Origin of the sequence: Algoriphagus jejuensis (assembly GCF_039523455.1) — a bacterium.
GTDB lineage: Bacteria > Bacteroidota > Bacteroidia > Cytophagales > Cyclobacteriaceae > Algoriphagus > Algoriphagus jejuensis.
The window spans coordinates 92105-104391 of the sequence record NZ_BAAAFI010000049.1 but is presented as its reverse complement, the minus strand read 5'-3'; the positions used below and the strand labels follow the sequence as shown (position 1 = coordinate 104391).

Sequence of the window (12287 nt, the reverse complement as noted above, 5' to 3'; positions counted from 1 at the left end):
AACTCTTCCGATCATGAATTTTATCCTGATTTTCCAGCTTTTGCTTATCTCTTTTTTCCCAGTGGAAAAACTTCCCGTCGGCCAAATCATCACACCAGAAGGAGTAATCCTCATTGCCCTAGACGCACGTACCCCCAAGCATAGAGATAGTTTCATCGAACTGGCGGATGCTGGCTATTGGGACTCGTTGACATTTAACCGGGTTATCCCCAACTTTGTTGCGCAAGGCGGATGCCCCGATACGCCCGCAGGATTTACGGATCCCGAGTATCTTTTGGATCCTGAATTTCACCCTGAGCTAAAACATGTGTACGGCGCGGTCGGAGCCGGCCGAGATGACAATCCGGGAAAACGCTCTGCCAGATGTCAGTTTTACATCGTTCAAAATCCCCAGGGACTAGCTCGCTTGGACGGAGACTATACCGTCTTTGGCCACGTGATCAAGGGCATGGAAATCGTCGATAAAATCGTCTCAGTCAAGCGCGACGCTAGCAACGAACCAGAAATTCCCCTTACTTTGAAAGTCAGCATAATCTACCTCAGTCAGGAAGAAATCGCCGGATTGAAATGAACTGGAATGCCTAAGCAAACAACTACCCGCTTTTTTTAAAATGAACCGATTTTTGAGATCAAAATTATTGAGGTTTGGCTTGGGTGCCGCAGCATTTATCCTGATTTTCCTGGCGGTTTTCCCTGTCTTTTTCCAAGAAAAACTGAAAATCGAACTTGAAAAAACACTCCAACAGCAGGTGCTTGGCGACTTACGATTTGAGGAGGTCCACCTGAGTTTTTTCAGACATTTTCCATCATTGACTCTCTCTCTGGATCAGCTGTATGTCGGCGGATCCCAGCCTTTTGCCGCCGACACGCTATTATATGCCGAGGAGTTAGCCTTTGGTGTCGGGGTTTCCTCTCTCTTTTCGGAGCGATTCAAAATCAACGAAATCTACCTGAACCAAGCTACGGTAAAAATCCTCCGAGACGTAAGGGGCAACTCCAACTTCGACGTTTTCCCCATCAGCAAATCAGAAAACACGGCCAGCGATTCAAGCTCATTTGAGTTGGAAATTGATGATTTTTTTCTGGAAAAAAGCAGGTTTGTCTACCACGACACCTCGATGGACATGATCTGTGAAGCGAATGCCGTCAACTATCGCGGCAACGGCACCCTGGTAGACGAGCAGTTCAATCTCCAAAGTAATATTCAAATTGGTGAATTTAAGCTTGTCTACGATGAACTACCGATCTTCAACAGAAACCGACTTTCTGCAGACCTCCTGACGCGTATCAACACGGAAACCACTGCACTCACTTTTGAAAGAAACGCATTAAAAATCAATGACCTCCCTCTGAATTTCGTAGGGGCCTTCGAATTTATCCCAGGAGGATACGACATGAACTTCATCCTGGAATCCTTCGACGCCGAGCTCAAAGACATGCTATCGCTGGTTCCGAGGGAGTTTATGCCCAGTTTTGAGCAAGCGAGGTTTGGCGGAAAAGGCGACATCGTAGGCTCGTTTCAGGGATTGTACCTTCCCGAAAAAAGCCAATTTCCCGGCTTGGCGCTGAACGTAAGTCTGCATGATGGAATAATCTCCAACTCCCCCTCCAGTCCGGGAATCGAACAATTGAACGCCCGAATCAACCTGAGAATCCCCGAGCTTGATCCCAATCAGCTTGTTTTTGACATGGACAGTGTCGGCTTTACGCTTGGCGACGGCTATCTCCACGGTGAACTGCATTTGGAAAATCTCAATCCCATGCGCATCGATTCTGACTTGGAAGTGAAGATCGATCTAGGCAAACTTCACGCTGCGCTAGGCTTCGCGGGAATTGACTATCGCGGCCTAATTGAACTTGGGTTTCACGCGAAGGGGAATTACAGCATTGCTCCCGATCCCAATGAATTAAGAAACCCTGATCCAATTATCCAAAGCATCCCTGCGTTCGATTTTTCAGCAAAACTCGAAAATGGCTTTCTGCATTGGGCGGACTTGCCCGAACCTGTCAAGGATCTGGAATTCGAAATTTCCGCCAATTCACCAGACAGCTTGCTAAGCCACATTAACTTCGAGATGAAGCGCCTGCATTTTCAAGTGATCGAGCTCGTCACCGACGGGCATCTCAGCTATTTGGGAAGAGACAACAGCCGGATCGACGCGAAAATTCAAAGCAATTTTGACTTAGCCAACATTCCAAAATTCTACCCCTTGGACTCGGGCTATCAGTTGGCGGGCAAGCTTCAACTAGATCTCCTGGCGGAAGGAAACTACCGACCCGAACAAAAAACGCTACCAAAAGTCAAAGCTGATTTTTCCCTTCAGAACGGGTTTGTCCTCACTCCTTACTTTCCCGAAGCGATCCAGGATATTTCCTGTGTACTCTCGGTGGTGAATACCACTTACCAATTTGCCGACCTCAAATTTGAAGTCCAGCCGTTCTCATTCTCCTTTCTCGGAAATCCCTTCTCGATCACGGCAAACTTGGAAAACTTAGACGATATCCAGTACGACCTGCAGTCCCACGGTCGCTTGAATTTGGGAAAACTATATCAGGTATTCGGAGTGGATGGAATGGAAATCGAAGGCTATCTGGCAACCGATCTGACGCTAAAGGGCCGACAAAGCGATGCCGTCGCTGGGAGAATCAGCCGCCTCGACAATCAAGGCACCCTAGAAATGGAAAAAATCCAGCTGCGAACCGACCTTTTACCAGAGCGGGTGAATCTTGACAAGGGTACTTTAACCTTCAATCAGGACAAGATCGAATTCACAGAGTTCCTCTTCAGCTATTCTGAAAACAAGGTCACCGCCTCCGGCCACTTGACCAACTACCTGGGCTACCTGACGGACGAAAAAGAAATTCTTACCGGCACCATGGAGTTCAAAACTGACTTCATCAATCTGGAGGATTTTATGTTTTTTGGGGAAGAGGAACCAATAAAAGTCGATACCCTCGGCGTGGTGACCGGAGTGATCGTTCCACCGACCACCCTCGACCTGAAGATCATGGCAAGTGCGGACTCGATCCGTTTTGGAGACTACAGTATCAGTGATTTCAGAGGGGAGCTGAGAACTTCGCCCCGTGAAATCCTGTTGGATCAGACCCAGTTCAACCTTGCGGGTGCACTGGTGGAAATGAAAGGGTTCTACCGGGCCACTACTCCATTCTCTGCCAATTTTGACTATGCGCTGAGTGCCCGTGATTTTGATATCCAGCGAGCTTATCAGGAAGTCCCGATTTTCAAAGAAATGGTATCTTTTGCCGAATATGCCGAAGGTCAGGCGAGTTTGGACTACAAGCTCAGCGGCAGGCTCGACGCAGACATGTATCCAGTCATGAAATCCATTGTCGGAGGGGGTACACTCGGATTGAAGGCGATCAAACTCAACGGCTTCAAACTCATGAACACGGTTGCCGAAAAGACAGAAAGCGAGGAGCTCAACGACCCCGAACTAAACGACATCGAGATCGAAACCACTATCGAAAACAACCTGATCACCATTCCCCGTACCAAGATGCGGATCGCAGGATTCCGCCCGAGACTCGAAGGCCAGGTCAGTTTGGACGGAAATCTGAATATTGGCCTGCGACTAGGTTTACCGCCACTGGGGATTTTTGGAATTCCGGTCAAAATCACAGGAAGCGCAGAAGACTATGAAATGAAAGTCGGCAAATCCACAAAGGAAGATGCTCTAGATCCAGAATTTGACGTGAGTGTCCCAGCCATAGCTTCAAACCCAATTCACCAAAATGACTAAACCCATCCGAATTCTTGTCGTCGGCTGCGGCAATATGGGCGCCGCCCATGCTGCTTCCTATCATCACATGTCCGAGTTTGCGATCTGCGGACTAGTGGCCAGGGGTGAAAGTAAAAATCGAGTCAGAGAGACGTTAAATGCGGACTATCCGCTATTTGATGAGTTCGATACAGCACTCGCTGACACCGCACCCGACGCTGTCTGCATCTCAACTTACCCGGACACGCACGAAGAATTTGCACTTAAAGCATTGGATGCCGGGTGTCATATCTTCATCGAAAAGCCGCTTGCCGACACTATCCTCGGCTGCGAAAAAATCATCACTAAGGCACAACAATGCGGCAAGAAAGTGGTCGTCGGCTATATCCTGAGACACCATCCCTCCTGGGTAAGATTCATCGAAGAAAGTCGAAAAATGGGCAAACCGCTCGTCATGCGGATGAATCTCAACCAACAGAGTCACGGCTACATGTGGGACGTACACCGAAACCTGATGAAATCCCTGAGCCCCATCGTAGACTGTGGCGTGCACTACATCGACGTGATGTGTCAAATGACTCGATCAAAGCCCGTTTGGGTTTCCGCCATCGGAGCGAGACTGACCGAAGATATCGCCCCAGACAACTACAACTATGGACAACTACAGATCCGCTTCGAAGACGGATCAGTCGGGTGGTATGAAGCGGGCTGGGGCCCGATGATCAGTGAGACTGCATTCTTTGTAAAGGATGTCTTCGGCCCGAAAGGCTCCGTCTCCATTGTGGCAAAAAATGCCGGGGCATCAGGCAAGTCAGATCACGTGGACAGCCACACCAAGACCGAGGCGATCCGCGTGCACCATGCCGGAATCGATGGCCAAAACAAGTTTTTGAAATCTGACGAATGGATCGACGTAGCTGATGAGCCCGACCATCAAGAGCTCTGCAACAGGGAGCAGCGCTATTTTCTGAATGCGATCCTCCAGAACACCGATCTCAGCGACCACCTGAGTGATGCACTGAATAGCTTGAAAATCGCCTTTGCCTGCGACGAGTCCGTCAAAACCGGGGAGGTCGTACGACTCTAGCTGTTCAATTTTCCTGTTCAGGATGCGGAGCACACTATTCGCTGGATTGTAACTGAAGTGCTTTTTTCTGCTGGCGAACCATTGACCTCTCACAAAGCCAAGTCCACAAAAAGACACCTTCCTCAGGGATGAGTTGAAATAAAGTGAAGGGAATTTCGGGATTTCCCACTAAAGAATATGGAATCGGTTTGTAGGATGACTATCTTAAACTTTCATTTGGTATCTCAAATCAACTTTTCCTCTAAATAAAAATCCCTAACTGAGATAAAGTCAATTGTTTTTCTGCAAATCGTCATCCATCAAGGATTGAATTTTTAGAGGTAGAGTCCACTTTAGACGAAGGCAGAATTTTTTACTTTTAAACTTAAATCATGCACAAAACTCCGATTAAGATTCTCCTGGTTGAAGATAATGAAGGTGATATTTTGTTGATGACTGAAGCACTGGAAGAATGTCAGGTTCCCAATGAGCTGATCATCCGTCGAGACGGATTCGAAGCAATTCACTTTTTGGCATCTTCTGCCAATCAGAACCCAAAAACGCTTCCTGGCTTAATACTTCTGGACATCAATCTTCCCAAGAAAAACGGGCATGAGGTATTGGAAAACGTCAAAAACGATCAAAACCTAAAGCATATTCCAATTATCATGCTGACAACCTCTTCCTTGGAAAGCGACATTCTGCGCGCTTATCAGAAGCATGCCAACTGTTATCTCACCAAGCCACTTGAAGTCAGCGAATTCTTCAACATTACCGCTAAAATCGAGGAATTTTGGCTGACCATGGTAAGATTGCCTAAACTCTGAGCGGAATCCGAAGAGAGGTAAGCCAAAATCAAACCTTTAAGGAAATGGACTGGATTCAGTCCCAGCTCGACAGCGAACACATCTGCAAGTAGATTGGTACGGCACCGGTATCTTAATTGAAACTGGCAAACGAAATTCAGGTACCCGCGAGCATTCTTTCAAACTTGTAGGTCTCGGCAAGACTCAACTATTAAAATGAAATCATTTGCTGTTTTCTGCTAAAAAACCCTTCAGAATTGAAAAAAACAGCTAGATCTTCAAACTAGCTGACTAGCTTTAAAAGTCCTTGTTATATTTGCCTTCGGCTAAGTTTTAGATTTTAACAATCCCAAACCCTAACCCCATACCAATGAATTCGAAAACCGTCTTAATCACTGGTGGCGCCAGCGGAATCGGCCTCGCCATGGTGAAAAAGTTTGCCTCCGCCGGAAGCCTGGTATATTTCATAGATACCAACAAAAGCGAAGGAGTTAGAGTCCAAGATGAAGCGACAGACCAAGGCTTTCAGATTAAATTTTTAGAAGGCAGTATCACCGATTATGCTCAGCTCGAGCGTTTGATCCAAACTATTCCCGGCAAGATCGACACGTTGATCAACAATGCCGGGATTTCTCATATTGGCAAAGTAGAAAATACCACTGAGGACGACTTTGAGCGATTATTTCAAGTGAACGTCAAGGGTATGTTTAACTGCATCAAAGCCTGCCTTCCCAAACTCAAAGAAAACGGAGGCGGATCAATCCTGAATATGTGCTCGGTGGCTGCTACAATAGGCATCCCGGATCGATTCGCCTACAGTATGACCAAAGGCGCCGCTTACTCCATGACGCTAAGCGTGGCTAGAGATTATGTGCAGGACGGCATTCGCTGCAATTGCCTATCGCCGGGAAGGGTTCATACTCCTTTTGTCGATGGCTTTTTAGCCAAAAACTACCCCGGACAGGAATCGGAAATGTTTGCCAAGCTGGCTGCCACACAACCTGTCGGGAGGATGGGTACACCGGAGGAGATCGCCGAAATGGCCTACTTCATCAGCTCTGACGCTGGCAGCTTCATCACTGGCACCAACTTCAACATCGACGGGGGATTTGTCGGGCTGAAGATGTAAGACGATTTTGGATTCACGATTTTTGATTGACGAGGTTTATGGCACACATTCGTCCTAAATCCAAGAATTTTGTTTTGATTCTGCCGTCTCAAATCTTAAATCTAAATTCTAGTCTCTTGTTTCTTGGTTCCAAAATTCTTGATACTTAATACTAACATCTAGATACTTATATACATGAAACTTATACGATTTGGCGAAGCCGGAAAAGAAAAACCGGGAATTCAGGATAAAGCAGGAAAAAACCTAGACTGTTCTTCCTTTGGAGAGGATTGGAACGAAGCCTTTCTCGGATCAGACGGACTGACTAGGCTATCCTCCTGGCTGGAGTCCAATCAAGCTTCTCTTCCGGAGATCCCCGCCGATGCGCGCCTGGGATCCCCCATCGCCCGGCCATCCAAGATCATCTGCGTAGGACTCAACTACCGCATGCACGCCGCCGAAGCAGGCATGGCTGTACCGGAGATTCCGATCATCTTTATGAAGGCTACCTCTTCGCTTTGCGGTCCTTTTGACCCGATCTTTATTCCAAAAAACTCTGTACAAACGGACTGGGAAGTGGAACTGGCAGTGGTGATCGGCAAGCGCGCCAAGTACGTCTCGCCCGAAAACGCTTACGATCACATCGCGGGCTATTGCCTGCACAACGACGTGAGCGAGCGGGACTTCCAGCTTCGTCACGGTGGTCAGTGGGTCAAAGGCAAAAGCGCCGACCACTTCGCCCCATTGGGACCCTTTTTGGCTACCCAAGAAGAAATTCCAAATCCTCACCAACTCCGACTTTGGCTGAAACTGAACGGCAAGATGCTTCAAGACAGCAATACTTCGGATCTGATCTTTGACATCCCCACGATCGTCTCTCACATCAGTCAGTACATGACCTTGCTTCCCGGAGATGTGATCTCCACCGGAACCCCTGCCGGAGTAGGCATGGGCCTCAAGCCGGAGCCTCAATTCCTGGTCAACGGCGACGTCGTCGAGTTGGGAATTGAAGGTCTTGGTATCTCGCGTCAGGTTGCCATGAATGACCCTGAGGCATGAGGTTAGATTCCCATCAGCATTTTTGGGAATACGATCCTAAGCGCCAAGACTGGATCAGTCCTGAGATGAATCGGATCCGCCGGAATTTTCTTCCGGGGGATCTGTACCCTTTGCTTCAGGATGCAAAGATCGACGGATGCATCGCAGTACAGGCAGAGGAAAGCCTCCGAGAAACCGACTTTCTCCTAGATCTATCCAGTCAAAACGAGTGGATAAGGGGAGTGGTCGGTTGGGCCGATCTAAAAAGCGATCAGCTCGACGAGGTCTTGGATCAGTATGCCGACACTACCAAACTGGTCGGTTTCCGCGAAGTATTACAGTCCCGGGATCCCGGCTACATGCTACAGGAAGAATTTATCCGCGGCGTGCAGAAATTGGGGATACGAGGCTACGCTTACGACATCCTCATCTTTCCCAATCACCTCACTGCTACTTTGGAATTGGTGAAGAGGTGCCCCAATCAGCGCTTTGTCATCGATCACCTCGCCAAGCCCTACATCAAAGACGGGGATTGGAAGGATTGGAAAAAAGGGATGGCGCTGCTTGCTGAAAGGGAGCTAATGCACTGCAAACTGTCGGGCATGACCACTGAAGCCAACTGGAAAACCTGGACCGCAGACCAACTTTTCCCTTACCTGGAGATTGCCATTGAGCTATTTGGTCCAGACCGGCTGATGTATGGCAGCGACTGGCCTGTGGGGCTTTTAGCTGGAGAATATGAGAAGTTCTGGGAAGTGATGGAGCGATTTACAGACACACTGTCCCTTTCGGAAAAAGCCCGAATCATGGGCGGAACCGCAGCTGAATTTTATAAAATCTGAAAAACAATAATGGTCAACAGTACTTTCCGTCTGCCGATTGAAAGCTGAGACTGCCCACTACCTATGAACCTTAACTTAACCGATAAAGTATTCCTAATCTCCGGAGGTGCAAAAGGAATCGGAGGCGCAATCTCCCGCGGATTGATCGAAGAAGGTGCCATCCCCGTGATAATCGATCCTTCGGACAAAGAAGGAAAGGAAATCCTAGACTTGGCACCTGGAAAATCCCTGCAGGTGCCGATTCGACTGTTTTCCCCCGAGCAAGCCAAAGAATGTGTCGATCTTGCGATCCAAACCTTTGGACGTGTCGACGGCATCGTCAACAATGCCGGAGCCAATGACGGAGTCGGCCTGGAACACGGCAATCCAGAGGCATATGTCGATTCAGTCTCAAAGAATCTCTTCCATTACTACTATTTGGCGCATTATGCCCTGCCCTATCTAAAAGAAAACAAGGGGGCTATCGTCAACATCTCCTCCAAAACCGCCGTGACCGGACAGGGAGGCACCTCCGGCTATACTTCTGCCAAAGGAGCTCAATTGGCACTGACCAGGGAATGGGCTGTAGAGCTTCTTCCCTATCAGGTTCGCGTCAATGCCATCCTGCCCGCAGAAGTTTTCACACCGATGTACGCCAGCTGGATCCAGTCTTTTGCCAATCCCGAAGAAAAACTTAATGAAATCAACAGCCGAATTCCATTTGGAAATCGCATGACCACTCCCGAAGAGATCGCCGCAATGGTCCTCTTTCTTCTATCAGAAAAAGCCTCTCACATCACCGGTCAACACCTCTACGTTGACGGTGGCTACACCCATCTTGATCGCTCATTATGACCCAAAAACCCGCTCTAGTCCCAAAAGATCTTGTCCTTCCTTTTATCCTGATTACCTCCCTTTTTGCGCTGTGGGGCTTTGCCAATGATATCACCAACCCCATGGTGGCGGCATTTAAGCGTGTATTGGAACTGAATAACGTCCAAGCCTCCTGGGTTCAGATGGCCTTCTACGGCGGCTATTTCACAATGGCTTTGCCAGCAGCATTCTTTATCAAAAAATACTCCTACAAGACCGGCGTGCTCTTGGGCTTGGGGCTTTACGCGTTTGGGGCTTGCTTGTTTTATCCTGCCGCGGCCTGGGAGAGCTATGGCTTCTTCCTTGCGGCTTTGTACATCCTGACCTTTGGCCTGGCCTTCTTGGAGACCACTGCCAACCCGTATATCCTGTCAATGGGACCGGAAGCCACTGCAACTCAACGGCTCAACTTGGCGCAGGCGTTTAACCCTATGGGGGCATTGGCTGGTCTTTTTGTCGCCAAGACATTCATTCTCAACTCACTCCAATCCAACAACACCGACGAAAACGGCAATATCATCTACGATGGCCTAGACGAAGTTGCCAAGGCAGTGATTCGAACCAATGACTTGATGGTAATCCGTAATCCCTACGTGATACTTGGGCTCGTGGTGATTGCGATTTTTGTCCTGATTGCAATGATGAAGATGCCCGAAAGTAAGGGCGGATCGGGCAGAGTGGACTTTGGGCCGACCATGAAGCGACTGCTCAGCAACCGTAATTTTGTCGAGGGCACCTTCGCTCAGATGTTCTATGTCGGCGCGCAAATCATGGTATGGACCTACATCTACCAATACGCTGAATCGATCGGTATCACCACGTACAATGCGGTAAACTATGCTTATGCTTCGCTGGGCATATTCCTAGTCGGACGTTGGGTGTGCACCTTCCTAATGCGGGTTATTTCGCCAACCAAGCTATTGGCAGCATTTGCATTATTGGCCATCGGCTTTACCTTGGGCGCGATCTTCCTGCAGGGAATCACAGGACTTTACTCTCTTGTGGGGATCAGCTTTGCGATGTCGTTGATGTTTCCTACAATTTACGGCATTGCCTTAGACGGCTTGGGGGAAGACTCCAAGTTTGCCGCCGCGTATCTGGTCATGGCGATTGTCGGCGGAGCGATCATGCCTACACTACAGGGGATGATCCTGGACTTGGGTGGATCTGGATACACAGACACATTGATTCTTGGCGTTCCCGAGGTGAACTTCTCCTTCTTTCTCCCGCTGACTTGTTTTCTGATGGTATTTCTGTTTGCGATGCGGGTGAGAAAAGTTGTAAAGTAAGATATGAGAGGTCTACAAGGGAACACTTCGGTGTTCGATATTCATCGTTCAATGTTCTAAATTGGAAAATTGAAAGATCAAAAAAATAGACACCAGACAAATCTTTCTAGAAATCAAGTGTTCAAAATTGGGAGCTCCTTAACCTAAATAAAGGTTTTATACTCCTATTGCTATCGTGGCGTAAATTCAAAATCGTAAATGTTGTATGCAGACTTTTGTACTCATCTGTGATCTCAAAGACGAACCTGAAGCGATTCAGGCCTATGTCGAATGCCATCAGGCAGTCTCACCAGAAATCATTGAGAGCATCAGGGTGGCTGGAATCGTGGAGATGAGCATCTACCGCTGGAGCAACCGACTCACGATGATCCTCATTGGAAATGACGAATTTAGCTTTGAGAAAAAAGCAGAACTCGACGAATCCAACCCTAAAGTTCAGGAATGGGAGGCATTCCTCGGCCAATACCAAACCAACCTTCCAGGCACTCCCGCCAACTGGCGGTGGGCGGTCATGGAGAAGTTGTTTGAATATAAAGGAACCTGAAACCAGATTTTAGCCACAAACCCAAAGCCTATGAACAACCTTGTTTTCACCTTAATTTTCGCCCTGATGGCCACTTTTGCTCAAGCCCAAGTCACTACGCTCCCACTTTGGGAAGGCACTCCGCCGCTGCAAAATGCTTCGGATCTAAAGGAAGAAGTGGTCACACAAGACATCATCCGAATCGCCAACGTGCAGACTCCGACCATCGAAGTCTATCTACCTTCCAAACAGATCGCTACGGGCCAGGCGGTCGTGATCTTCCCCGGCGGTGGCTATGGCATCTTGGCTTACGACAAGGAAGGCACTGACTTTGCCAAATGGCTCAATGCGAACGGAATCGCAGGAATCGTGGTCAAATATCGCCTACCCATCTCCAAGTCCCTGACAGACCCCAAGGAAGTCCCTCTGATGGATGCTCAGCGAGCGATCCGTCTCGTAAGGCAAAACGCCGCTCAATGGAATATCGATCCCGCCAAAGTAGGTGTGTTAGGTTTCTCAGCTGGCGGCCACTTGGCTTCGACCCTGAGCACCCAATACAAGCATGAAGTCGAGCGACCAAAGGACGCAATCGATGCCTTGTCGGCCCGACCAGATTTCTCCATCTTGGCGTATCCGGTGATCTCCTTCCGAGACGCGGCGGTTCATTCGGGTTCCAGAAAAAATCTGATTGGTGAAAACGCCAGTCAGGAATTGATGGACAGATTCTCTGGAGAGCTCAATGTAAATCCAGAGACACCACCAACTTTCTTGGTTCATGCGCAGGACGACAAAGGTGTACCGATTGAAAACTCTCTTCTTTACTATACGGCCCTCCACAAAAATGGAGTGACTGCTTCACTACATATCTATCCAACAGGAGGACATGGTTTTGGCTTTGGAATTGGAAATGGCTCCGTCTCCACTTGGAGAGATGTGCTCTTGGCATGGATGGGAGATCTCTAAGGTGTAAAACAGGTCGGATGACCGATGCCCGATGCTACGTCGCTACTGAAAACTAGCTTT

At 48.5% G+C, this 12287-nt stretch carries 11 protein-coding genes; all 11 read left to right on the top strand.

Annotated features, from left to right (window positions below):
* Positions 1 to 13: 13 nt before the first annotated feature.
* Positions 14 to 571 carry a peptidylprolyl isomerase gene (locus ABD031_RS21505; RefSeq protein WP_343855021.1) on the top strand — a complete coding sequence of 186 codons (558 nt, stop codon included), beginning with the start codon at positions 14 to 16 and terminating at the stop codon, positions 569 to 571.
* Between the two features lie 52 nt (positions 572 to 623).
* Positions 624 to 3761 carry an AsmA-like C-terminal region-containing protein gene (locus ABD031_RS21500; RefSeq protein ID WP_343855019.1) on the top strand — a complete coding sequence of 1046 codons (3138 nt, stop codon included), beginning with the start codon at positions 624 to 626 and terminating at the stop codon, positions 3759 to 3761.
* Positions 3754 to 4827: a Gfo/Idh/MocA family protein gene (locus ABD031_RS21495; RefSeq protein WP_343855016.1), complete on the top strand. Its 1074-nt coding sequence runs from the start codon at positions 3754 to 3756 to the stop codon at positions 4825 to 4827. The genes ABD031_RS21500 and ABD031_RS21495 overlap by 8 nt, the downstream gene beginning before the upstream one ends.
* Before the next feature lie 371 nt (positions 4828 to 5198).
* Positions 5199 to 5633, top strand: coding sequence for a response regulator (locus tag ABD031_RS21490; RefSeq protein WP_343855015.1), 435 nt, complete (start codon positions 5199 to 5201; stop codon positions 5631 to 5633).
* Between the two features lie 349 nt (positions 5634 to 5982).
* Positions 5983 to 6741 carry an SDR family NAD(P)-dependent oxidoreductase gene (locus ABD031_RS21485; protein ID WP_343855014.1) on the top strand — a complete coding sequence of 253 codons (759 nt, stop codon included), beginning with the start codon at positions 5983 to 5985 and terminating at the stop codon, positions 6739 to 6741.
* Positions 6742 to 6915: 174 nt separating this feature from the next.
* Positions 6916 to 7779 (top strand): fumarylacetoacetate hydrolase family protein, encoded by an 864-nt coding sequence (locus ABD031_RS21480; RefSeq protein WP_343855012.1) that lies wholly within the window; start codon positions 6916 to 6918, stop codon positions 7777 to 7779.
* A complete protein-coding gene (locus ABD031_RS21475) occupies positions 7776 to 8600 on the top strand; it encodes an amidohydrolase family protein (protein WP_343855011.1) in 825 nt (274 codons plus the stop codon). Before ABD031_RS21480 ends, ABD031_RS21475 begins: the two co-directional genes overlap by 4 nt.
* A 63-nt stretch (positions 8601 to 8663) precedes the next feature.
* Positions 8664 to 9434 carry an L-fucose dehydrogenase gene (locus ABD031_RS21470; protein WP_343855009.1) on the top strand — a complete coding sequence of 257 codons (771 nt, stop codon included), beginning with the start codon at positions 8664 to 8666 and terminating at the stop codon, positions 9432 to 9434.
* Positions 9431 to 10741, top strand: a complete 1311-nt coding sequence (fucP, locus tag ABD031_RS21465) for an L-fucose:H+ symporter permease (RefSeq protein WP_343855006.1) — start codon at positions 9431 to 9433, stop codon at positions 10739 to 10741. The genes ABD031_RS21470 and fucP overlap by 4 nt, the downstream gene beginning before the upstream one ends.
* A 205-nt stretch (positions 10742 to 10946) precedes the next feature.
* Positions 10947 to 11285, top strand: a complete 339-nt coding sequence (locus ABD031_RS21460) for an L-rhamnose mutarotase (protein WP_343855005.1) — start codon at positions 10947 to 10949, stop codon at positions 11283 to 11285.
* Between the two features lie 30 nt (positions 11286 to 11315).
* Positions 11316 to 12227 (top strand): alpha/beta hydrolase, encoded by a 912-nt coding sequence (locus ABD031_RS21455; RefSeq protein ID WP_343855004.1) that lies wholly within the window; start codon positions 11316 to 11318, stop codon positions 12225 to 12227.
* The last annotated feature ends 60 nt before the right edge of the window (positions 12228 to 12287 follow it).